Below are 23,409 nucleotides of genomic sequence, written 5' to 3'. Positions count from 1 at the left end.
AGGAAAAATTATGTCAGAACGTAGTCCATTACGCGTTGGAATCGGTGGCCCAGTGGGTTCAGGTAAAACTGCTTTAACCCTGAATTTGTGTCAGGTATTGCGAAATAAATACAACATGGCCGTGGTCACCAATGACATTTATACCAAGGAAGATTCGAACTTCCTGACCCGTAATGAAGCCATGTCGCCTGACCGTATTGTCGGTGTTGAAACTGGTGGCTGTCCACATACTGCGATTCGCGAAGATGCCTCGATTAACTTGGCAGCTATTGATGACCTGTGTGAAAAGTTTGATGGACTGGAGCTGATCATTATTGAAAGTGGTGGAGATAACCTGGCTGCAACCTTTAGTCCTGAGCTGTCTGATCTGACTTTATATGTGATTGATGTTGCTGGTGGTGAAAAGATTCCACGTAAAGGTGGCCCGGGTATTACCAAATCGGACTTACTGATCATTAATAAAACCGACTTAGCACCGATGGTGGGGGCAAATTTGGATGTTATGGATCAAGACGCAAAACGTATGCGTGGCGAGAAACCATTTTTATTTTCCAATATGAAAACCAAAGATGGTCTTGAGCAAATTATTGAATTTATCGAAAAACAAGGTCTGTTTAAGGCATAGGTTAGTTAGTCAGGATAAGTGCACAACGAAATGAATAGCGTGGTAGAAGCAGAACACGGCTCAGCAGCAAAACTCTGGTTTGCACGTTTGCAACTGGGTTTTGAGGCAGATTGCAGTAATGGGCGAACCATTCTGCAGCATCGCAAGCATGAGGGCCCGGTTCGTGTGCAAAAAATGCTGTGGCCTGAAAAAACCGGAGTCTGTCATGCAATTATTGTACATCCACCTGCCGGAATTGCCGGAGGAGATCATCTGAGTTTCGATATGCGCGTCGGAGCAAATGCGCACGGACTGGTGACCACACCAGGTGCCGGTAAATGGTACAAGACTAATCTGAAACAGGCCTATCAGCATATTGATATTCGTGTGGAAGAAAAAGGGATTTTTGAATGGCTGCCGCAGGAAACCATGCTATTTGATGGTGCCAATGCACATGCGTCCACCACCATTCACTTAGATCAAACTGCCAGTTTTATTGGTTGGGACATGCTGGTGATTGGCCGTCAGGCAAGATACGAGCAGTTCGAGCAGGGCGGGTATCGCAGCCGTTTTTTACTGTATCGCGGTGCAAAGCTATTGGTCGCAGATCAGCTGAAATTCTCAGGACAGGATCGCTGGCTAAAATCCTGTCTGGGTATGAATGGACATGCTGTGATGGGCAATCTATGGGCTGTACCGCCTGAAAAATATCGTGCAAGTTTTTATCTGGATGAGCACATCGATCTGATTCGTGAACTCCTCATGCGTATGGATGTACCGGTGACATTAACACTACTGGATGATGTGCTGACGGCGCGTTATCTCGGGGATGACGTGCGCCAGTGTCATGATGCATTTGCTGCGATTCGTGCACGACTGCGTCGTTACTGGTTTGGACTAGATGAAGAGTTTCCGAGGATTTGGCGGACGTAATCCCTCCTTGCGTAGCCGTGCTACTCACCCTTTAAAAAGGGAGGAGAAAAGCCCCTCTTTCATAAAGAGAGATTGGGGAGATTTATAGAAATGGATTTAGGACAATTTTATTAATCCCTCCTTGTGAAGCAGTGCTTCTCATCTCCCAAAGGGAGAAGGAGTTTTTACATACAGGTGAATTTCCCTCTCCTATAAGGAGAGGGTTAGGGAGAGGTTTCTATAACGTGCACACATTTTGCATTAAAAATATTGAAGAAATAGGAAATAGACATGGAACTAAATCCGACTGAAAAGGACAAAATGCTGATTTTTATTGCAGGACTGGTGGCAGAGCGCCGTAAGGCACGCGGGCTGAAATTAAATTACCCGGAAGCCATTGCCTTTATTTCTGCTGCTTTACTGGAAGGTGCACGTGATGGCATGAGTGTGAGCGAGTTGATGCACTACGGCACGACTTTACTGACCCGTGATGATGTCATGGAAGGTATACCTGAAATGATTGCCGAAGTTCAGGTTGAAGCGACCTTTCCTGATGGCTCTAAGCTCGTCACTGTGCATCAACCGATTGTCTAGGAGCGTTATATGATTCCGGGTGAAATTTTTACGCCAGATACTGATATTGAAATGAATGTGGGTAGACAAACTTTAAAGATGACCGTGGCTAATGCGGGTGATCGTCCGATTCAGGTGGGTTCACATTTTCACTTTGCCGAGGCTAATGATGCTTTGCAATTTGACCGCGAAAAAGCCCATGGCTATCGCTTAAATATTGCAGCAGGAACAGCCGTTCGATTTGAGCCTGGACAAAGCCGTGATATTGAATTGGTGGCTTTAGCCGGTAAGCGCGAAGTGTATGGCTTTGCAGGTCGGGTCATGGGCAAGTTGGACTAAAGGAATACTTATAAAATGAAAATGTCACGCCGTGCTTATGCGGAAATGTTTGGTCCAACGGTTGGCGATCGTGTCCGTTTAGCCGACACCGAACTGTTTATTGAAGTGGAACAAGACCTCACCACCTATGGGGAAGAGGTCAAATTTGGTGGTGGTAAAGTCATTCGTGATGGAATGGGGCAATCTCAGCTTTTAGCCGATGACGTTGCTGATACTGTGATTACCAATGCACTAATTGTCGATTGGTGGGGTATTGTCAAAGCAGATGTTGGTTTGAAAAATGGCCGCATCTGGAAAATTGGTAAAGCAGGCAACCCTGATATTCAGCCTGATATTACTATTCCATTGGGTGCTGCAACCGAAGTCATTGCAGGTGAGGGGCAGATTCTCACTGCTGGCGGTGTGGATACCCATATTCACTGGATTTGCCCGCAACAAGTGGAAACGGCATTGATGTCAGGTGTGACCACCATGATTGGCGGTGGTACAGGACCTGCGGCAGGCACATCAGCAACCACAGTGACACCGGGGCCGTGGCATATCTCGACTATGTTACAAGCCATTGATGATTTACCGATGAATATTGGTTTATTGGGCAAAGGTAATTTAAGTCAACCTGAACCGATAGCCGAGCAAATTAAAGCGGGTGTGGTCGGTTTAAAACTGCATGAAGATTGGGGTTCAACACCTGCAGCTATTGATAACTGCTTAACCGTCGCAGATCAGTATGATGTACAGGTGGCGATTCATACAGACACACTAAATGAAAGCGGCTTTCTAGAAGAAACTTTGGCAGCATTTAAAAACCGGACCATTCATACCTACCATACTGAAGGCGCTGGTGGCGGACATGCGCCTGATATTTCAAAAGCTATTGGTCAGCCGAACGTATTGCCATCTTCGACCAACCCAACCCGTCCATATACCATCAACACCATTGATGAGCATTTGGATATGTTGATGGTGTGCCATCATTTAGACCCTGCAATTTCTGAAGATGTGGCATTTGCGGAAAGTCGTATTCGCCGTGAAACTATTGCAGCGGAAGACATTTTGCAGGATTTGGGCGCAATTGCCATGATGTCATCAGACTCGCAAGCAATGGGGCGTGTCGGTGAAGTCGTGATTCGCACATGGCAAACCGCACATAAAATGAAAGTGCAGCGTGGACCTTTGGAGGGTGACAATGCCACACATGATAATAATCGTGTAAAGCGTTATATCGCCAAATATACGATTAACCCTGCCATCACGCACGGTTTAAGTCATGAAATTGGTTCGGTGGAAGTAGGTAAACTTGCCGATTTAGTCTTATGGAAACCTGCATTTTTTGGCGTTAAACCGTCGATGATTATTAAAGGTGGGATGATTGCAGCTGCGCCAATGGGCGATATTAACGCGTCCATTCCAACACCTCAGCCTGTGCATTATCGTCCGATGTTCGGTGCCAATGCGCGTGGTGTGCATAACACCTGTATTACCTTCTTATCGCAAGTGGCGATAGAGGCATGTGTGCATGAAAAGCTCGGTCTGAAAAAGTTGATTAGTCCGTGTAAAGGCACACGGGATATTCAGAAAAAAGATATGAAGTTGAATACTTACTGTCCTGTGATGGAAGTTGACCCGGAGATTTATGAAGTTCGGGCAGATGGGAAATTGTTGACTTGTGAACCCGCGGAAGTATTGCCGATGGCGCAAAGGTATTTCTTGTTTTGATATAAAAAGCCCCAAAAATTGGGGCTTTTAATTTATAGTTAAATTATTTACTTAAATAAAAATAAGAGGCAATTGTGGGATTTTCTTTACAAAGTAATGATTTTACTAGTGCAATCAATCGTATCCAAGCAGTAATTAGCAAAGCTATGGAATCATCTGATCCGATTCTTAAAGATTGGGCTCAAAACCTTTTGAGAGTTGATTTTGTATTTAATAATGAATCCATAGAGCAACTAGAAAATAACTTACATGAAACTAAGAAATGGAATTTATTTAATTTAGTCGACGCATATGCTGATAATAAAAATAATGATTTAGAACTATTGAAAGTAACTACGATCATTGTTTTTATTTATTTTCAAGAAGCATATTTTAGATTAGGTGAATATAGTGAAAATATAGTTTTTAATAAGTTTAAGGATAAAGTTTATGATTTAAAAAAAGAAGAATATCAAAAATATAAAATATACTTTGATTATTTAGATGAATTACCATACAGAATTTGCAAAGAGATATATAGTGATACGAGATTAAATGAAATCAGAATTTTTTTAGAGGAAAAAGATTTTTCAGAGTTCAAAAGCTTTGTCGAAACCAACACAACAACTTTTGAAATGATAAAAAAATGGGAAGAAACTTTTGAATATAAACAAAAAATTGTTTCAGAATTGGAAAATAAACTTGAGCATAGTAAGCAAACTTATGATTTTGTCTTATTAAATAAAGGTTTTAAGGAGCTTTATGAACAGAAAAAATTAGAGTTAAAAGAAAGAAGAGAAGGTTATTCGCAATTTGGAGCTACCCTAGTATGTGTGCCATTAGCTGTAATTATTGCAATCATTATTTTAATTTTGACAGGCTACGAAGCTAAATTAGCATCAATGTGGTTTTTAGCAATACCAATTACGACATTAATGTTGTTTCTGTTTTATTTTACTCGAGTAGGATTGCAGCATGTGCGTTCAGTTCAATCTCAAATGATGCAACTCGAACTTCGAATGGCACTCTGTCAGTTTATTCATAACTATGCAGAAGACTCTGAAAAATTGCATACTAAAAATAAAGCAGGTTTTGAGAAATTTGAAAATATTATCTTCTCACCATTAGTTTCATCAGACGATAAAATTCCCACCACTTTTGATGGAATGGAGCAACTTGCCAAATTAGTGAGTGAATTTAGAAGGTAATCCAAACTTTCTGCTATCAATTCCGATCATATTTATAATTAGTCATCTCATCTGCAAAGGCATAAAATTATTTCACTTTTAACCTAACAGCAGATTAGACATGGCAATCAGTTGGATCTTCTTTACCTTAATGGCTGCATTCATGCAGGCATGGCGTAATGCATTTCAAAAACAACTGAGTTCGACTGTTGACGTCTGGGGCGTAACGCTTGCGCGTTTCTTGTTTGGTTTTCCACTTGCATTTATATATATCCAACTACTGTACCATTTTTACCCAGTCATTGAAGCTGTGCATTTTACTGCAAAGTATTGGATATATATTTTCATTGCAGGAGTGAGCCAAATTCTTGCCACTGTACTGATGGTGCAACTGTTTAAACAAAAAAATTATGCTATTGGTGTTGGTTTAGCCAAAAGTGAAGCTATCTTAGCCGCGATTATTGGCGTGGCTTTTCTATCAGATCATTTATCGTTCTTAGCCTGGATTGGCGTACTCATTGGCGGTTATGCAGTATTTTTACTAAGTAAAGGCAACCAACTGAGTGGACTTTCTGCTAAAACGTTGATGATCGGGGTAGGTAGTGGGCTTTGTTTTGCCATTACGTCCCTTTTAGTTCGAGAAGCCAGTCTAGAACTAACTAATTTGCCTGTATTACACCGTGCATCTTGGGTATTAATTTTAGTCATTGGCTTCCAATGCATCAGCATGCTCATTTATTTAAGCCTATTTAGCCGTAAAACACTCGTTGCTATGCGTGAACGTATGGGACTGACTATGAAAGTAGGCTTTTGTAGTTTCACAGCATCCCTTGGTTGGTTTACTGCCATGAGCATGATGAGTGTACCGGTGGTGAAAACCTTAGGGCAGATCGAGATTTTATTTAGTATGCTGATCTCGGCGTATTTCTTTAAAGATAAATTGGCCAAGGCTGAACATTGGGGACTGGTGCTGGTGGTGATTGCAGCAATCTTAGTGATTTGGGCTTAATTCTTACTTAATTTGATCCAGAAAAAAAGCCACTGATCAACAGTGGCTTTTTCTTTGCATCTAGTGTTCAAGCTGCAATAAATTTCTGAACGGCCTGATTAAAGGCCTCCGGTTGCTCCACACTGGAAATGTGCGAGGCATTGATTTCAAACAACTGGCTTTGTGCAATTTCAGCTTGCATGGCTTGACCATCTGCAACTGTTGTCACAGGGTCTTGCTGACCAGCCACAATCAGTACCGGCACAGAAATGGTTTTGATCTGTTCGCGTAAATCCGCCTTAGCCAAAGCTTCGCAGCAACTCGCATAACCTTCCGGGCTGCCAGCTCCAAGGTCGTTTGAAAGCTCTGCAACTATCGCTGCGTTGCTCTGGATAAAGGGATCGGTAAACCAGCGTGATGCTGCTGTCGATGCGATCGGTTGTAAACCTTGTTCACGCACCAGCGCGGCACGGTCATTCCAGGCCTGTTCCTGACCAATCTTGGCAGCAGTATTGCAGATAATCACGTGGCTAAAACGTTCGGGCTTGTTGATTGCTAACCATTGACCGGTTAAACCACCCATTGAAATACCACAGAACGCAGCTTTCTCAATTTTTAAATGATCAAGTAGGTTTACAACATCTTGACCCAGTTGATCAAGGCTATACGGACCTTGCGGTGCAGATGAAGCCCCATGACCGCGAGTGTCATAACACACTACAAAATAATCTTGCTGGAAAAATTCAATTTGTGGTTGCCACATGCTGAATTTGGTGCCCAGTGAATTAGAAAAAATCAAGGCTGGCTTAGATGCATCACCAAAGGTCTGGTAGTTGATCTGTGCATCATTCGATGTAAATGTTGGCATTTTTTAAATCCTTCATCTTCCCTCAATCCCTCCTTTACGAAAGGAGGATCGAGAGAGCATTTAATAATTAAACACGTTCAATAATCAAAGCAATGCCTTGACCGACACCAATACACATTGAACATAGAGCGTATTGACCACCGGTTTGTTCCAGCTGGTTGAGCGCAGTCGTCACCAGACGTGCGCCAGATGCACCGAGTGGATGACCCAAAGCAATTGCACCACCGTTTGGATTAACTTTCTCTGAACCTTCTTCGATACCCAAGTCACGGGTACATGCCAGTGCTTGAGCAGCAAAAGCTTCATTCAGTTCGATTACATCCATTTGCTCTAGCGTTAAGCCGGTTTGAGCAAGTAGCTTTTTGATGGCAGGTGCTGGACCAAAGCCCATAATACGTGGTTCAACACCCACAACTGTTGAGCCAATAATTTTGGCACGTGGTTTTAAGCCGTGTTGAGCAACCGCTTCATCAGATGCGATTAAAAGAGCAGCCGCACCATCGTTAATACCAGAAGCATTACCCGCCGTTACCGTACCGTCTGCTTTCACCACTGGTTTCAGTTTTGCCAATGCTTCTGCTGTGGTAGAGGCACGTGGATGTTCATCAGTATCGACAACCACCGCATCGCCTTTACGCTGCGGAATCACCACAGGCACGATTTCATTCTTAAAGAAACCATTGGCCTGCGCTGCTGCGGTACGTTGCTGGCTGGTCAGGGCAAACTTGTCCTGATCTTCACGGTTGATGTTGAACTGTTCCGCCAGATTTTCAGCCGTTTGCGGCATGGTTTCTACACCGTACATTTCTTTCAGTTTCGGATTGATAAAACGCCAGCCCATGGTGGTGTCTTCAATCTTCTGGCTACGGCCATACGCCGTTTCTGACTTGCCCATCACGAATGGAGCACGCGACATGCTTTCTACACCACCGGCAATAATCAGATTGGCTTCACCGGCTTTAATCGCCCGTGCTGCCATCGCAACTGCATCCATCGATGAACCACACAGGCGGTTCACGGTCGTTGCCGGCACTTGATAAGGCACACCTGCAAGCAGGGATGACATACGACCGACATTACGGTTGTCTTCACCAGCCTGGTTGGCACAGCCATAGATCACGTCATCGACCTGTTCCCAGTTCACCGATGGATTACGTTCCATCAAGGCTTTGATTGGTACAGCACCTAAGTCATCTGCACGGACAGGGGCGAGGCCACCGGCATAACGACCGAATGGGGTACGGATAGCATCGATAATATATGCGTTTTTCATTTATTTAATCCTTTTACCTCCCTTAATCCCTCCTGAAAGGAGGGAGACTTACCCGGACTCAAAAAGCTTTGAGTTTCGATATAAAGTCTCCCTTTCTTGCGCATCAACTTAAAGTAATGCTTAAGTTTTGCTCAGGAGGATGAGGAGGATTTTAAATTTCTTTAAAGCGTCTTAACCTTGAGTCGCATCAATCAACTTGGCGCCAGTCAATGACTGCAATTCTTCAAATGACAGACCTTCGACTTTCTCAATCACTTTCATACCTTCGTTGGTCACATCAATCACACACAGGTCGGTATAGATACGGTCGACACATTTCAATCCAGTCGCAGGATAAGACAGTTCAGCCACAATTTTTGGCTCGCCTTTTTTGGTCACGTGATCTGTGGTAATAAAGACTTTTTTTGCACCCACAGCCAGATCCATCGCACCGCCGACTGCAGGAATTGCATCTGGAGCACCAGTATGCCAATTCGCCAAGTCACCATTTTCAGCGACCTGGAAAGCACCCAGTACGGCGATGTCTAAGTGACCGCCACGCATCATTGCGAAAGAGTCACCATGATGGAAGAAAGAACCGCCTTCAAGTAAGGTCACGAATTCTTTACCAGCATTAATCAGTTCAGGATCGCGGTCTTCTTCAGCAGGAGGAGGACCGAAAGCCAACAGGCCATTTTCAGAATGCAGGAAGACGTCTTTATCGCTTGGCAGATAGCTTGAAATCTTTGTTGGTAAACCAATACCCAAGTTCACATAAGCGCCATCAGGAATATCTTGTGCCACACGTTCAGCGATCTGGTCACGGGTCAGTTTGCTATAGCTCATTATTTATCTCCGATGCCAATTATTGTGCAGGCTTAACTTGAACAATGTGTTGAACAAAAATTCCCGGGGTGATGATGTGCTCTGGATCCAGTGCACCCAGTTCAACCACTTCAGAAACTTGAGCAATGGTCACATCTGCTGCCATTGCCATGATTGGGCCGAAGTTACGCGCAGATTTACGGTAGACCAGATTGCCCCAACGGTCGCCTTTAGAAGCTTTAATTAAAGCAAAGTCAGCTTTAATTGGATTTTCTAAAACGTAGTCTTTACCTTCGTAGTTCATGGTCGGTTTGCCTTCAGCCAGCAAAGTACCAAAACCGGTAGGCGTGTAGATTGGACCTAAGCCCATACCTGCTGCCTGAATACGGCAAGCCAGATTACCTTGCGGCACCAGTTCCAGTTCAATCTTGCCTGCACGATATAACTCGTCAAATACCCACGAGTCAGACTGACGCGGGAAAGAGCAAATGATTTTACGGACAGCGCCAGCTTTAAGCAGTTTCGCCAGGCCGTAATCGCCATTACCGGCATTATTGTTGACAATAATCAGGTTTTTAATACCCAATTCGATCAGACCATCAATCAGTTCAGCAGGCTGACCCGCTGTACCGAAACCACCGATCATAATGGTAGAACCGTCCTTGATCTGGGAGAGTGCTTCTTTCAATGATAATGAACTTTTATCTATCATAATCTGGTCCTTACATATCCTAAACTGATGGATGTCTTTAAACTCGTTTTGAATCTGATGCTGTAACTGGAACTGCGTTACGGTTTTTCTGTGACAGCAGAAAATGTGCGACCAAGCCAATGCAAATTCCCCAAAAGACTGAACTCAGTCCTAAGAAATGCATGCCGGAAGCAGTCGCTAAAAAGGTGATCAATGCTGCATCACGTTGTGATTCTTTGCCCATGGCCACGGAAATGTTGGTAGCAATCGCACCGAGCAATGCCAGTCCTGCCAAAGCTGCAATGAGTTCTTTGGGCATCAGGCTAAACAGCATGACAATGCTGCCGGCAAATAAGCCGCCCAAAATATAAAAAAGCCCATTCGCCACACCGGCGATATAACGCTTTTCTTTTAGCTCATGTGCGTCTTTGCCTAAACACAATGCAGCTGTGATCGAGGCCAGTACGATGGTAATACCCCCCACACAGGCGACTGCAAGCGAGGCAATACTGGTTGCACTAATAATCGGCTTGGCGGGCATGTCATAACCACTGAGTTTGATAATCGCCATTCCCGGTAAAAACTGGCCAGACAGGCTGACCAGAATGAGCGGGAGGGCCAGATTCAGGGTTGAACTCCAGGTCCATTCTGGTGCAATAAATTGCGGAATCGCCAGACTGAAATCTGCCGTGACTGGGTTAATCTTGCCGAGTAGCATGCTTAAAACCACACCGGCAATCAGCACCCAGACCATGGCATAGCGGGGACTAAAACGCTTGGCCAGCAAAAATACCGCCAGCATGCCAAAGACGATATAGGGCATGGTATCGGTCGCGGTGAACACCCCTAAACCAAACTGCAGTAAAATCCCCGCCATCATTCCGGCAGCCACTTCCTGAGGAATCCAGGACAGCAATTTGTCGAAATAACCGGTGATCCCAATGAAAAAAATCACCACAGCAGAGGTGATATAGGCAGCAACCGCTTCATTGAGCGAAATATCCGGAAACAGCGTGACTAATAAAGCCGTTCCGGGCGCAGACCAGGCGGTGACGACAGGTATTTTGTATTTAATGGATAAAAAAATACCTGCGAGCGCAGCCCCAATAGAAATTCCCCAAATCCATGAAATCATCATGTCTGGGGAAACCTGAGCTTGCTGTGCCGCCTGGAAAAAAATGATCAGTGGCCCTGAATAGGAAATCAGCACTGCTAAGAATCCTGCAACAGTGGCTGAAATGGACCAATCATTTTTTAATGTCTGAAACAGGGTGTTCATTGGTGATGTGCCTCCTTGCGTCGAACCATGAGCCTGTTAAAAATCGTGATGATCAGGATTAGCCCTGATCACCACCACCGACCGGTACCACTGTACCTGTCATATAAGATGATTCATCCGAAGCCAGGAATACAATTGCATTCACTTGCTCCTGAATCGTACCGTAGCGTCCCATGAAAGTACGGTCAATGGTCTGATCAACCACTTGCTGCATCCATTGTTTTTCAGATTCAGTCAATGGATTGGCATTGCGCGGTACTTTACGTGGTGGTGCTTCAGTGCCACCCGTCGCGATTGCATTGACACGGATACCATCTTTGGCATGTTCAAAGGCAAGGGAAGCGGTCAGGCCGTTCACACCACCTTTGGATGCTGAATATGGCACACGGTTAATGCCGCGTGTCGCAATAGAAGATACGTTTACAATGGTACCTTTCTGATTTTTAATCATTTCCGGAAGAACTGCGCGGCAGCACCACAGTGTCGGGAACAATGAACGGTTCACTTCCTTGATAATTTCCTCTTCAGAAAATTCTTCGAAAGGTTTCATCCAGATCGCGCCACCGACGTTGTTGATCAGGACATCGACACGGCCATAGGTTTCTAGCGCTTTTTCAACGACTGATTGAGCACCGGCAAACGTTTCCAGATTGGCTTTGACCGTAATCGCATCACCGCCAGTCGCTTCAATTTCAGCCAGAACTTCTTCTACATAAGGGGAAAGGTCAGCCATGACGACTTGGGCGCCTTCGCTCGCCACTTGCAGCGCGACACCGCGACCGATGCCTTGCGCGGCACCCGTCACGATTACAACTTTATTTTCAAATCTTTGACGGTTAGACATTGAACAAATTCCCTCTATTAGTTGGCAGAGAATTTTTCAAACAGGAAGCTTGCAGGTTTAACGCCTTCAGCATCTAACCAGCCGCGAACCGCTTCTACCATTGGTACTGGACCACATAGGTAGATGTCTACGTCGCCGCCATTCAGCCATTCGTTTTCGATATGACCGGTCACATAGCCTTTACGCTCATGTGCCGATTCCGGGTTAGCAACCACTGTACGGTATTCGAACCATGAGAATTTTTCTTGTAGTTCATTCAGTTTTTCAATCGCTACCAAGTCGAAATCATTGGTCACACCAAATACTAAACGCACTGGATGTTCTGAACCTTTTTCTTCCAGCACTTGCAGCATCGACATGAATGGTGCAATACCTGTACCACCCGCCAGCATCAATACTGGACGGGTCACAGGGCGCAGGTAGAAGCTACCAAATGGACCGGTGAAAGTCATTTTATCACCAGCTTTGGCATTGACACTCAAGAACTCACTCATTTTACCGTTCGGTACGTTACGTACCACAAAGCCGGTTAAACGGTTGCCTGGTTTAGAGCTGAATGAATAAGAACGGGTTTCAGTTGTACCTGGAATACCCACGTTCACATATTGACCAGCAAGGAAGTGAATATCTGGTTGACCTTCATCTAACTGAATATCAAAGGTAATGGTCGAGTCAGACAGGTTTTCGACACGCGCCAAAGTACCCTGGAATGCGTGAATTTCAGTTTTACACACTTCCGAAGAGGCCTGAATCTGAAATACGGCGTCTGAGGTCGGTTTACATTGGCAAGCAAGAATGTAGCCTTCAGCTGCTTCTTCTGGGGTTAATGCATCTTCAATATAAGTTTCTTCAGGCATGTCAAATGAACCTGATTCACAAAACGCACGACACGTTCCACAAGCACCATCACGGCAGTCCAAAGGAATATTGATCTTTTGACGGTAAGCTGCATCAGACAGGGTCTCGCCTTGGGCAACAGAAATAAAACGTGTAACGCCATCTTCAAATTGAAGTGCAACATTGTGGTTTGACATGGCTGAATATCCTATATAAATCTTTGTAACTGGACCTTTCAGCCAATTTTCCATCTGGCTGAAAGGTTTTACCTGGCTGTAATAAAAACAGTCTTAAAGGTGATAGATGTCGATAACCTGATTGATGTAATCATTTTTCAGTACCACGTATTTGCTTAAAATTTGTGGTTTATCGCCTGAAAAATCGATTTCATAACGTGACATACCGAAGTAGCTGTAGCTGTTTTTGTAACGGAAACTCAAGGTATTCCAGTTAAAACGTACAGTGACCTTGTCGCCATCACGTTCAACAAGTTCAATATTGCTGATGTTATGGCTGGTACGGGTATCCGGCATGGTTGCAGATGAACGTTCAGTCTTGATACGGAACACACGGTCTTCTAAACCTTGACGGTCTGGATAGTAAATCAACGAGATTTCAGACTGTGGATCTGTAGTCAGTTTGTCGTCGTCATCCCAGGCTGGCATCCAGAAAGACGCAGTAGGGGCATAACAAGTTAACCAGTCATCCCATTGTTCATCATCTAAAAAGCGGGCTTCCTGATACAGGAACTGCGCAATATTTTCTAAAGTGATGTCGCTCATGCGTTTTCTCCTTCAGTAGATGCTGCAATTTCTTTTTCAGTCGCGATGCCTTTTTTGATCAGTTCTAACCAGTACTGGTGCTGAGCCAGGTATAGACCTTCATCTTCAGTTTTAATACCAGACAGTTTTGGTTTTAAACCAATTTCGTTGGCTGCATCGTCCGGGCCTTGGATCCAGTGTTTAGAACCGCGACACATATCGTTCCATTCCAGCGCGATACCGGCATAACCTGCCTGACATGCACGGAATTCTTCAAGATCGTCTGGGGTTGCCATACCTGATGCGTTAAAGAAGTCTTCATACTGACGGATACGACGGGTACGTGCTTCCGGCTCTTCACCTACAGGCGCGATACAGTAGATCGTCACTTCAGTCTTATCGACAGAAATCGGGCGCAGCACACGGATTTGTGAACCGAACTGATCCATGAAGTAAACGTTTGGATAGATACACAGGTTACGTGAACGTTCGATCATCCACTTCGCCATAGCTTCGCCATATTGCGCAGTGTATTCATCTTTCTTGGCAAAGTTAGGACGGTCTTCCGGGTTAGCCCATTGCGTCCAAAGCAGCATATGACCGTGTTCAAAGCCGTAAGAACCACCGCCTTGCTTGCCCCATGAACCTGCGCTCATAGCACGGATGTTATCGCCAGCTTCTTTTTCTTTACGTTGCTGAGTCGTTGCAGCATAGTTCCAGTGTACTGCAGACACGTGATAACCATCGGCACCGTTTTCAGCAGTCAACTTCCAGTTACCTTCATAGGTATAAGTCGAAGAACCACGTAAAACTTCCAGGCCTTGCTCAGACTGACCCACGATCATGTCAATGATTTTGGTCGCTTCGCCCAGGTATTCTTCCAGAGAAGGAACATCCGGATTCAAGCTGCCGAACAGGAAACCTTTATAGTTTTCAAAACGGGCAACCTTTTTCAGGTCATGTGAACCGTCTTTGTTAAAGCAGTCTGAATAACCCGCTTCAGCCGGGTCTTTTACTTTTAATAACTTACCTGAGTTATTAAACGTCCAGCCATGGAATGGGCAAGTATAAGTTGCTTTGTTGCCTTTTTTGTTACGGCACAATTGTGCACCGCGATGCGAACAGGCATTGATCATGGCATTCAGTTCACCTTGACGGTTACGTGCAATGATGATCGGCTGACGACCAATATAGGTAGTATAGAAGTCGTTATTGTTTGGAATCTGGCTTTCATGTGCAAGATAAACCCAGTTGCCTTCAAAGATGTATTTCATCTCCAGGTCAAACAGAGCTTGGTCTGTGAATACAGACCGGTGAAGTTTAAATTCACCAGATTCAAAATCGTCAACTAGAAGCTCATCAATACGATCAAGATGACTGGTGTTAATTACAGGAATACGAGGCATGTCCGTTCTCCGACTTTCCAAGGAGGGGAAGTCATCGGGATGAATCTAATGATTACACCCCGAATCCATTTTGCATTAAGCGCTTGCGCGGCGACGATCAACTTCAGTAGAAGGTGCGTCTGCTTTTTCTTTCACAAGTTCAATATCAAATTGAATATGTTTGAAAGGACCTTTCAAACCACGTTTTGCAATTTCAGCTTCATCAGTTACATCAACCGCAGTTGCAACCAGGCCTTCACGAGTAGCGAATGCAAAGTCATCCCACAGGTACTGGTCGCCTTCGATGTTGAACTGAGTTGTCAGCTTGCGGTAACCCGGTGCAGAAACGAAGTAATGCACGTGTGATGGACGGTTACCGTGACGGCCTAATTTGTCCAGTACGAATTGAGTCGTGCCTTCTGGAGGACAGCCATAACCTACTGGCATAGTGGTTAAAGCCACATATTTACCATCCTGGTCGCTGAAAATAGAACGGCGTAGGTTAAAGTCAGACTGTGACTTGTCAAAGAATGAGTAGTTACCCAGACTGTTGGCATGCCAAACTTCAACTTTGGCACCTTCAATGATATTGCCGTCAGTATCTTTAACTGTACCTTCAATGATCAGTGTCGGAATTTTGCCTTCTTCAGAGCCATCATCCATACGGGCAAAGCCGACAGATTCAGGAGCACCCGCCACATATAACGGACCTTCAATCGTACGTGGCGTACCGCCAGTAATACCTGCTTTGGCATCTGCTTCATCAGCACGTAAGTCTAAGTAGTGTTCCAGACCCAAGCCTGCAGCCAGTAGGCCCAATTCATTAGCTTGACCGGCATCGGTAAAGTATTCCAGACCTTTCCACAGTTCTGACTGAGAAATATCAAGATCTTCGATCGCCTGGAAAAGGTCACCTAGCAGGCGCACAACGATTTGCTGGACACGCTCGTCTACAGGACCTGTGGCTGTATCCACGTTCATTTGTTTAACTAATGCATCAATTTGTTGACGGTTCATACTATTGCTCCTTAAGTATGTCTGTTTATTGGTGGCTGTTGTTTCAATCCTTATGGCTGAAACTTGGCTGCCACAGTCCTTTGTTAATTACCCTCTGAATACCCTCATCGGATGTGTTCAGATTTGACCGACCTGGCATGTTCCAGGTCTCGGTCATTGTGATCAGGTGTCATCTTCCCGGATTGAAGAAGGGTGGCGGTTTAGTGCCATGATTTCGATATCCATATATGGATACAGTGGTAAGCCCTGCAAAATGTTGTGCAGCTCTTCGTTACTTTCCACATCAAAAATACTGATGTTTGAATACTGGCCTGTGATGCGCCAGATATGGCGCCATTTACCTTGGCGCTGTAAATCCTGTGAATAGGCTTTTTCAACAGCCTTGATTTCGTTGGCTTTCTCGGCAGGCATATCCAGCGGGATATTTACATCCATACGTACATGAAACAGCATGTCTCACTCCTCAATCTAATTGCTTATTTACGGCGTAAATTGTCGATCTTGTCTTCATCCAGCTGAATGCCCAGACCGGCACCTTGCGGTAGATGCAGCTCAAAATTCTGATATTGCAGTGGTGTTTTCAGAATTTCTTCTGTCAGCAGTAGCGGGCCGAATAGTTCAGTACCATAGGCCAGATTCTCAAAGGTCGAGAACAGGTGAGCGGATGCAATTGTTCCTACTGAACCTTCCAGCATGGTGCCACCATACAGGTCAATCCCTGCAAGGTTAGCTACTGTTGCGACATCACGGCCTTCCAGCAAACCACCTGATTGCGCCACTTTAACTGCAAATACAGAAGCTGCATTAGTACGAGCCAGCTTATAGGCAGTGCTTGGCCCCATCAGTGATTCATCGGCCATAATGGCAATATCAAAGCGACGGGTCAGACGTTGCATGGCATCAATATTGTCAATAGCACAAGGCTGTTCAATCAGGTCAACGCCACCTTCCTGTAGTAGAGTAATGCCCTTAATCGCATCTAGCTCTGACCAGGCACGGTTCACATCGACACGAATAGAAACGTCATTGCCTAAGGCTTTTTTAATTGCCAGAACATGTTCAACATCTGCTTCTACTGGACGTGAACCGATTTTTAGCTTGAAGAAGTTATGGCGTTTTGCAGCCAGCATCTTTTGTGCTTCAGCAATGTCTTTTTCAGTATCCCCAGAAGCCAGTACCCAGAGGACCGGTACGCCATCACGTAAACGACCGCCTAGAAGTTCAGAAAGTGGTAAACCTAAACGCTGCGCCTGAATATCCAGCAGGGCAGTTTGAATGGCACATTTCGCAAAACGGTTGCCATTAATATTTTTTTTGATTGCTTGTAATGTCTGTGCAACATTTAAGCCTGATAATGTTTTTAAAAGCGGTACAAAATAAGTATCAATATTTACTTTGACACTTTCAGGGCTTTCATCACCATAACCTAAGCCACCGATAGTTGTTGCTTCACCCCAACCGATGTAACCATCTTCAGTGGTGATTTTGACCAATACCAGGGTCTGGGTTTGCATCGTCGCCACTGCCATCTTGTGAGGACGAATGGTTGGAATTTCTACCAGCAAGGTTTCAACTGACTTATACATAATACGGGTTCACATTCTTGCTTTAATGCTTTGACTTGATATACCTTAAAAGAATCATAAATGGCTGTCGAAGACCATTTTTGCATTTTATTATATTTAAAAGGTATGCACGTTATGGAGCTCAGACATTTAAGGTATTTTGTAGCAGTAGTTGAAGAGCAAAGTTTTACTAAAGCTGCAGAGAAACTTTTTATTGCCCAGCCCCCATTAAGCCGTCAGATTCAAAATCTTGAGGCAGAACTTGGTATTGCGTTATTTGAGCGTGGCAGTCGACCACTTAAAACCACTCAGGCTGGTTATTTTTTCTACCAGCATGCGGTAAAAATTCTGGCCAATGCTGAAGAAGTGAAGTCCATGACCAGGCGTATTGGTATGGTGGAACGCACGGTTACCATGGGTTTTGTTGGATCTCTGCTTTATGGATTGCTGTCGCGCATTGTCTACTTATATAGGCAGCAACAGCCACACCTGAAAATTGAACTGGTGGAAATGACCACCATGGAACAGGTTAAGGCACTGAAAGAAGGGCGTATAGATGTTGGCTTTGGGCGTTTACGTATTTCTGATCCGGCATTAAAGCGGGTACTGTTGCGTGAAGAACGTCTGGTACTCGGTGTACATTCCAGCCATCCTTTATCTTCCCATAATAAAGGGATATATCTTGCTGATATTGTTGATGAAAAATTATTTCTCTATCCTAACCATACCTCTCCAAGTTTCGCCACCCAGGTACAGGGATTATTTTCAGAATATAATCTGGAACCACAACATGTCCGAATTGTAAGGGAAATCCAGCTGGCGCTGGGACTGGTCGCAGCGGGTGAGGGTGTATGTATTGTACCGGAAAGTGCTCATTCGATTCAGTTAGCTCACCTTAACTATATCCCGATTCTGGACGAGAGCGCAGTCAGCCCGGTTTTTCTGACTATGCGCAATATGGACGAGAGTGAAGATATCATGTCCTTATTTGATTGTATTTACCAAGTGTATGATTTGGAAGCAATTAAATATGATAGAAACAGTTTTTAGACATGAATTTATCCCTGAATATACCGCGCCTTAGACTTAAGTTTAAGGCTTGGGCGGAATTTTCTCCTTACCCTCTAAAAAAAGTATGCAGTGATCTACGACTTTAGTGCAATCGGGAAATTTTGATATAGAAGAAAATTTTAAATCCTCCTTTTATACCTATTTTGTTTGATTGCTGATCAAAGTGCTCTGACATTCAACCTTTTAGGTTCTTTCATACCCTAAACCTATATAAAAACCAGGTATTTCAGCCAGCAAACCCGATTTATGATGAAAACATCGGTCCTGGAAGGTCGATTCTGCCTGTAAACAACTTTGAAGGTATAGATATAGATATATTCGGTTTTGGACATTTATCCAGCCATGCTGCATTGTTGCTCCATTAATTGGAACGTTGCATTTGCAGGAGGCAAAGATGGAAGCAACCAAAGTCAATATCAATACATTAATTGATGAAGCGAAATTTACACCATTTCACTGGGGTGTTCTGATCTGGTGTTTGATCATTATTATTTTTGATGGCTATGACCTGGTGATTTATGGAGTAGCCTTACCATTATTAATGCAGGAATGGTCTTTAACAGCGGTACAGGCAGGGATGTTAGCTAGTACTGCCTTGTTCGGCATGATGTTTGGTGCCATGAGTTTCGGCACGCTGTCCGACAAAATCGGGCGTAAGAAAACGATTATGCTCTGTGTGGCAATTTTTAGCGGATTTACCTTCCTGGGGCCATTCGCCAGCTCACCGGTAGAGTTTGGAATTTTACGTTTTCTGGCTGGTCTTGGCATTGGCGGAGTTATGCCAAACGTTGTAGCGCTAATGACCGAATATGCGCCAAAACGTATCCGTAGCACTTTGGTTGCCCTGATGTTTAGTGGTTATGCGATTGGCGGTATGACGTCTGCACTTTTAGGTGCATGGCTGGTACCACAGTTTGGCTGGCAGATCATGTTCTATATTGCCGGTGTTCCTTTATTGGCTTTACCGTTAATCTGGAAATTCCTGCCTGAATCGTTGATGTATCTAACCGTCAAAAATCAGACTGTAGAAGCACGAAACATCATTAAAAAGATTTCACCTGCTCAAGATATTACAGAAAATTCTCAATTTGTCCTGAATGAAGTGAAAAAGGGTGATGAAGCACCATTAAAAGCATTATTTCAGAAAGGTCGTACATTCAGTACCTTCATGTTCTGGATTGCTTTCTTTATGTGTCTATTGATGGTGTATGCATTGGGAAGCTGGTTACCAAAGCTGATGATTCAGGCGGGTTACTCATTGGGTGCTAGTATGATCTTCCTGTTCGCCTTGAATATTGGCGGCATGATTGGCGCAATTGGCGGGGGTTATCTGGCTGATAAATTCCATATCAAAAAAGTGCTGACCATTATGTTCCTGTGTGGCGCATCTGCCTTAATTCTGCTTGGTTTTAACAGCCCGCAGTTTGTACTTTATACCCTGATTGCAATCGCTGGTGCTGCAACGATCGGTTCACAGATCTTGTTATATACCTTTGTTGCACAATATTACCCATCTACTGTGCGTTCTACCGGAATGGGTTGGGCATCGGGAATTGGTCGTATTGGTGCCATCGTTGGGCCCGTTTTGACAGGTGCATTGCTGACAATGGAACTACCACACCAAATGAACTTCTTTGCCATCGCGATTCCGGGCGTGATTGCAGCGCTGGCCATTTTTCTGGTGAACCTGAAAGCTTCTGTAGATGGTGAAGTCCTTGAAACCTCTGAATCGGGCGAAGCCATACTTGCCAAAGAAGCGAATTAATAAAGAAAATATCAGTTAATAAGTTAAATATTTCAATGGAATAGGTCACCATCATAAATGGTGGTGACCGGTTACTGGAATTAAATTGCATAATAAAAAAGCGAGTTTAGGATGAACATGTCGCAATTCACTAATCAACAATCAATCAACAATTCAACCTTCAAACATAAAGTTTTGATGAGCATGATGGCAATAAGTATAGGCGGTATCAGCCTGTCAGCTATAGCGCAAAGCACAGCTCAATCCAGTCAGGATGAAATCGAGCAGTTACGTCAGGAAGTCAAAGCCTTGCGTGCCATGCTTGAACAGCAACAGTCTCGACAAGTTACATATACAGCACAGGCAACAACACCGGCAGCTATAGCACCAGCAGCCAAACCTGTGATGAAACTTGCTAGTGGTGCTGAATTCAATCTTTACGGGAATGTCCGTGCCGATGCCTCTTATCAGGCTGAAGGCGGTGCAGCTACACGTATGTACAACCAGATTAATGCTGTTCCACTTGAGGGTGTAGGCGAGCGCAGTGATGAGTTCAAATCAACACTTTCTGCAACCCGTCTAGGGATGGACTTTAAAGCCCCTGTAGGTGCTGGGGACAAAGCCCTGAGTGCTAAAGTTGAAGTAGATTTCCTGGGTGGCGCAAGTCTGGATAATTTACGTATCCGTCATGCTTATATGAGTTATGCCAACTGGCTGATTGGTCAGACCTGGTCAAACTTTGCTATACCGGATTATATGCCAGAAACTGTAGATGCTTTAGCTTATGCAGGTGGTGCAGTAAAGCGTACGCCTCAGGTTCGTCATACCAGTACCTTTAGTCCTGCTACCAATCTGGTCCTTGCAGTAGAAGATCCAAAAGATGGAACCATTATTGGTATTAAACAGCGTTTACCGGCTTTGACAGTACGTCTAAATCATAAGTTTGCTGATAATCTTTCCGTCAGTGCCCGTGCCATGGGGAATGAAAAGCGTGTCAATGGAGATGAAAAAATGGCATGGGGTGTAGGACTTGGTGCAAAATATGAAGTCGTACCCAGTATTACTTTAAAAGCCGACTATTATCATGTCAAAGGGGATAGCAGCTTTGTGTCTTATGCTAATCCTGGTGTAGTCAGAGCGACGAACGGGGATCTTTTACAGAGTGAGTTCGACTCGATTACTGTCGGTTTAACCCAGCAGTTTAATGACAAGTTACGTGGTACCTTGGGCTATGGTTATATGAATTTCGAGCAAGATAATGGATATGTTACTGCTACCGCGAATCCAACAGCAATTAACAAGGACCTTTGGCAGGCATGGGCCAATGTATTTTATAACCCTTCCAAGCCACTCAGCTTTGGTTTTGAATATGTATATGGTGAACGTGAAGCATTAGGTGCAGCCACGAATGGTAGCACTAAGGGTGAAGATAACCGGATTAACGCCGTTGCGATCTATAGCTTTTAATACTTCTCAGATTATATTTTGAAAAGCGTGAACCCAGTTTACGCTTTTTTATTGTGTTCAATTTGATCGATGATCTGTTCTACAGCTTGAGCAAGTTCATCTGTCCATTCAAAAGAACAATTTAATCGAATAAAGTTCTGTGCTGCATGTTTAGGCCTGAACAGCAGACTCGGTGCAATGGAAATCTTCTGTTCAAGCAAATCTGTATAGAGCTGCTGCGAATCCATATCTTCAGGCAGCTCTACCCACAAAAAATAGCCCGTTGGATAATAGTGAATCTTACAGTCTTCAGGTAATCTGGCTTTGAGTTCCTGATAAAAACGTTTTTTGTTCTGATTTAAATGACGGCGCAAACTACGCAAATGCTTTTCATAATGATGATGCGCAACAAAATCTACCAATGTATTCTGTAAAAGCGGACTCACACTCAGAGTACTCATCAACTGTAGATGTTGAATGGCATTGGAATATGGGCCTGCAAAGACCCAGCCGACCCGTGCACCCATGCCCAGCGTTTTAGAAAATGAACCACAGTGCAGTACCAGATTGTGCTGGTCGAAATATTTCACTGGAACTGGTTTTTCCTTGCCAAAGTTCAGTTCCTGATAAACGTCATCTTCAATCAGATGCACCTGATACTGAGCTAAGCACTGTGCAATATTTTCTTTGATTTCTGTAGAAACTGTATAGCCAATCGGGTTCTGTGCGTTCAACATCAGCCAGCAGACTTTGATCGGATATTGTTTCAGGACTTTTTCAAAAGCTTTCAGATCAAAACCACGTTCAAGATCATCAGGAAGAGTAATGACATTTAGTCCCAGTCTTTCAGCAGCTTGCCAGGCTCCATAAAATACGGTTTCCTGTAAAAGAATATAATCACCCGGTTGGGTGAGTGCCTGTAAAGACAAATTTAGAGCATCTAGCGCACCGGACGTAATGACAATGTCATCTGAATGGCATGATATACCTTGTAATTGATAACGTCCGGCAATGATCTGGCGCAGCTCCAGATTACCCGGTGGCATATTTGGATGATTCAGATAGCTGTTTTTACGTTTGGAATGCTGGGATAATAACTGCATAAATTTGCTATTAAATAGCAGTTCAGGATTGGGGAATGCCGATCCCAACGGGATCATATCTGTTGCCTGAGTATCTTTAAGATAGTTAAATACCACCGAATTGATCTGTATTTTCTCGTGAGCTGCTAATGTTTCTTTAATGGAAGTTATTGCAAGATCAGCACGTTCAGCAATGTAATAACCGGATTTATCTTTGGCATACAGCCAGCCTTGTGCCTCAAGTTCCTGATAGGCATTTAACACTGTCATCAGGCTATAACCGGAAAGTTCGGACTGCTCACGCAATGAAGGGAGTTTGTTATGGGCTTTCCAGATGCCATCTTCAATCATATGGCGAATACTGAGTGCGAGTTTCTCAAATTTATACATACATCAAGAAAAATAAAAAATGGAAGTTTATCTGCATATATAGCATATTTAGTC

Annotated in this window: 23 protein-coding genes; 10 read left to right on the top strand and 13 right to left on the bottom strand. The window is 44.1% G+C overall.

What is annotated here, in order from left to right:
• The first annotated feature begins 10 nt into the window (after positions 1 to 10).
• From ureG to F899_RS08825, 7 genes are all read left to right on the top strand, one after another.
• Positions 11 to 625 (top strand): urease accessory protein UreG, encoded by a 615-nt coding sequence (ureG, locus tag F899_RS08860; RefSeq protein WP_005222262.1) that lies wholly within the window; start codon positions 11 to 13, stop codon positions 623 to 625.
• 30 nt (positions 626 to 655) lie between these two features.
• The gene (locus F899_RS08855) at positions 656 to 1,537 is read left to right on the top strand and encodes an urease accessory protein UreD (RefSeq protein WP_005222259.1); all 882 of its coding nucleotides are present in this window, start codon (positions 656 to 658) and stop codon (positions 1,535 to 1,537) included.
• A gap of 270 nt (positions 1,538 to 1,807) precedes the next feature.
• On the top strand, positions 1,808 to 2,110 hold the full coding sequence (gene ureA / locus F899_RS08850) for an urease subunit gamma (protein WP_005222257.1): 303 nt from the start codon (positions 1,808 to 1,810) through the stop codon (positions 2,108 to 2,110).
• Positions 2,111 to 2,119: 9 nt separating this feature from the next.
• Positions 2,120 to 2,428: an urease subunit beta gene (locus F899_RS15800; protein WP_004809471.1), complete on the top strand. Its 309-nt coding sequence runs from the start codon at positions 2,120 to 2,122 to the stop codon at positions 2,426 to 2,428.
• Positions 2,429 to 2,443: 15 nt separating this feature from the next.
• On the top strand, positions 2,444 to 4,144 hold the full coding sequence (gene ureC / locus F899_RS08840; RefSeq protein ID WP_005222254.1) for an urease subunit alpha: 1,701 nt from the start codon (positions 2,444 to 2,446) through the stop codon (positions 4,142 to 4,144).
• A 74-nt stretch (positions 4,145 to 4,218) separates the two neighbouring features.
• Positions 4,219 to 5,331 carry a hypothetical protein gene (locus tag F899_RS15795; RefSeq protein ID WP_005222243.1) on the top strand — a complete coding sequence of 371 codons (1,113 nt, stop codon included), beginning with the start codon at positions 4,219 to 4,221 and terminating at the stop codon, positions 5,329 to 5,331.
• Positions 5,332 to 5,431: 100 nt separating this feature from the next.
• Complete coding sequence (locus F899_RS08825; protein ID WP_005222240.1) at positions 5,432 to 6,319, top strand: DMT family transporter; 888 nt, start codon at positions 5,432 to 5,434, stop codon at positions 6,317 to 6,319.
• 67 nt (positions 6,320 to 6,386) lie between these two features.
• Here the strand turns inward: F899_RS08825 and pcaD are convergent, their stop codons facing one another.
• From pcaD to F899_RS08765, 12 genes are all read right to left on the bottom strand, one after another.
• On the bottom strand, positions 6,387 to 7,166 hold the full coding sequence (gene pcaD, locus F899_RS08820) for a 3-oxoadipate enol-lactonase (RefSeq protein ID WP_005222239.1): 780 nt from the start codon (positions 7,164 to 7,166) through the stop codon (positions 6,387 to 6,389).
• A 67-nt stretch (positions 7,167 to 7,233) separates the two neighbouring features.
• Positions 7,234 to 8,439: a 3-oxoadipyl-CoA thiolase gene (gene pcaF / locus F899_RS08815; protein WP_005222236.1), complete on the bottom strand. Its 1,206-nt coding sequence runs from the start codon at positions 8,437 to 8,439 to the stop codon at positions 7,234 to 7,236.
• 171 nt (positions 8,440 to 8,610) lie between these two features.
• Positions 8,611 to 9,264, bottom strand: coding sequence for a 3-oxoacid CoA-transferase subunit B (locus tag F899_RS08810; RefSeq protein ID WP_005222235.1), 654 nt, complete (start codon positions 9,262 to 9,264; stop codon positions 8,611 to 8,613).
• A gap of 19 nt (positions 9,265 to 9,283) precedes the next feature.
• Positions 9,284 to 9,955, bottom strand: a complete 672-nt coding sequence (locus F899_RS08805) for a 3-oxoacid CoA-transferase subunit A (protein ID WP_005222233.1) — start codon at positions 9,953 to 9,955, stop codon at positions 9,284 to 9,286.
• Between the two features lie 37 nt (positions 9,956 to 9,992).
• Positions 9,993 to 11,213 (bottom strand): benzoate/H(+) symporter BenE, encoded by a 1,221-nt coding sequence (gene benE, locus F899_RS08800; RefSeq protein WP_005222231.1) that lies wholly within the window; start codon positions 11,211 to 11,213, stop codon positions 9,993 to 9,995.
• Positions 11,214 to 11,271: 58 nt separating this feature from the next.
• Positions 11,272 to 12,057 carry a benzoate diol dehydrogenase BenD gene (gene benD / locus F899_RS08795; RefSeq protein ID WP_004731107.1) on the bottom strand — a complete coding sequence of 262 codons (786 nt, stop codon included), beginning with the start codon at positions 12,055 to 12,057 and terminating at the stop codon, positions 11,272 to 11,274.
• Between the two features lie 17 nt (positions 12,058 to 12,074).
• Positions 12,075 to 13,091, bottom strand: coding sequence for a benzoate 1,2-dioxygenase electron transfer component BenC (benC, locus tag F899_RS08790; RefSeq protein WP_004894952.1), 1,017 nt, complete (start codon positions 13,089 to 13,091; stop codon positions 12,075 to 12,077).
• A 93-nt stretch (positions 13,092 to 13,184) separates the two neighbouring features.
• Positions 13,185 to 13,676 carry a benzoate 1,2-dioxygenase small subunit gene (gene benB, locus F899_RS08785; protein ID WP_004809446.1) on the bottom strand — a complete coding sequence of 164 codons (492 nt, stop codon included), beginning with the start codon at positions 13,674 to 13,676 and terminating at the stop codon, positions 13,185 to 13,187.
• A complete protein-coding gene (gene benA / locus F899_RS08780) occupies positions 13,673 to 15,061 on the bottom strand; it encodes a benzoate 1,2-dioxygenase large subunit (protein WP_005222229.1) in 1,389 nt (462 codons plus the stop codon). Before benA ends, benB begins: the two co-directional genes overlap by 4 nt.
• A gap of 75 nt (positions 15,062 to 15,136) precedes the next feature.
• Positions 15,137 to 16,057: a catechol 1,2-dioxygenase gene (gene catA / locus F899_RS08775; RefSeq protein WP_004894948.1), complete on the bottom strand. Its 921-nt coding sequence runs from the start codon at positions 16,055 to 16,057 to the stop codon at positions 15,137 to 15,139.
• 162 nt (positions 16,058 to 16,219) lie between these two features.
• Positions 16,220 to 16,510: a muconolactone Delta-isomerase gene (catC, locus tag F899_RS08770; RefSeq protein WP_004809440.1), complete on the bottom strand. Its 291-nt coding sequence runs from the start codon at positions 16,508 to 16,510 to the stop codon at positions 16,220 to 16,222.
• Positions 16,511 to 16,533: 23 nt separating this feature from the next.
• Complete coding sequence (locus F899_RS08765) at positions 16,534 to 17,643, bottom strand: muconate/chloromuconate family cycloisomerase (RefSeq protein ID WP_005222227.1); 1,110 nt, start codon at positions 17,641 to 17,643, stop codon at positions 16,534 to 16,536.
• 114 nt (positions 17,644 to 17,757) lie between these two features.
• Here F899_RS08765 and F899_RS08760 point away from each other — a divergent pair, with 114 nt between their 5' ends.
• The 3 genes from F899_RS08760 (at position 17,758) to F899_RS08750 (ending at position 21,904) form a co-directional block, all read left to right on the top strand.
• Positions 17,758 to 18,672 carry a LysR family transcriptional regulator gene (locus F899_RS08760; protein ID WP_005222226.1) on the top strand — a complete coding sequence of 305 codons (915 nt, stop codon included), beginning with the start codon at positions 17,758 to 17,760 and terminating at the stop codon, positions 18,670 to 18,672.
• A 415-nt stretch (positions 18,673 to 19,087) separates the two neighbouring features.
• Positions 19,088 to 20,458, top strand: coding sequence for an MFS transporter (locus tag F899_RS08755; protein WP_005222225.1), 1,371 nt, complete (start codon positions 19,088 to 19,090; stop codon positions 20,456 to 20,458).
• Positions 20,459 to 20,569: 111 nt separating this feature from the next.
• Positions 20,570 to 21,904: a DcaP family trimeric outer membrane transporter gene (locus tag F899_RS08750; protein ID WP_171056680.1), complete on the top strand. Its 1,335-nt coding sequence runs from the start codon at positions 20,570 to 20,572 to the stop codon at positions 21,902 to 21,904.
• A gap of 38 nt (positions 21,905 to 21,942) precedes the next feature.
• On the opposite strand, the gene F899_RS08745 is transcribed toward F899_RS08750, so the two are convergent.
• Complete coding sequence (locus F899_RS08745) at positions 21,943 to 23,355, bottom strand: aminotransferase-like domain-containing protein (protein WP_005222221.1); 1,413 nt, start codon at positions 23,353 to 23,355, stop codon at positions 21,943 to 21,945.
• Positions 23,356 to 23,409 lie beyond the last annotated feature (54 nt).

This window comes from Acinetobacter sp. CIP 101934, from assembly GCF_000369585.1.
Classification (GTDB): Bacteria; Pseudomonadota; Gammaproteobacteria; order Pseudomonadales; family Moraxellaceae; genus Acinetobacter; species Acinetobacter schindleri.
This window is presented reverse-complemented; position numbering and strand designations above follow the sequence as displayed.